Origin of the sequence: Psychrobacter sp. W2-37-MNA-CIBAN-0211 (assembly GCF_040309405.1) — a bacterium.
In the GTDB taxonomy this organism is placed as follows: Bacteria; Pseudomonadota; Gammaproteobacteria; order Pseudomonadales; family Moraxellaceae; genus Psychrobacter; species Psychrobacter glaciei.
Genome location: NZ_JBEOOU010000470.1, coordinates 1 through 246 on the forward strand (window position 1 = coordinate 1; position 246 = coordinate 246).

The window sequence follows — 246 nt, forward strand, 5'->3', positions numbered from 1 at the left end:
GCTTACGCTGTGGCAGTGAGGTTAGTCGTCCTCGTTTTTGTCCGTCTCCCAGAGCGCATTCAGCTTTTTTCTGAGCACCAGTAAGGCCGCTGTTTCGGCAAGGGCTTTTTCCTTACGATTCAGCTCACGCTCTAGTTTTTTAATCTTTTTAAGGTCTGCTTGATGTTGACGCTTATCGGTCAGGCTTTGCTGCTGGGCTTTATTAAATCCTGATAGTGCGCCTGCTCGCCATGCTTTGATTTGTTC

The 246-nt window shown here is 48.0% G+C and carries 1 pseudogene; it reads right to left on the reverse strand.

The features are described 5' to 3' along the window. Window positions 1-21: 21 nt before the first annotated feature. A pseudogene (locus AAEY72_RS15920) lies at window positions 22-246 on the reverse strand (IS3 family transposase); the annotation flags it as partial.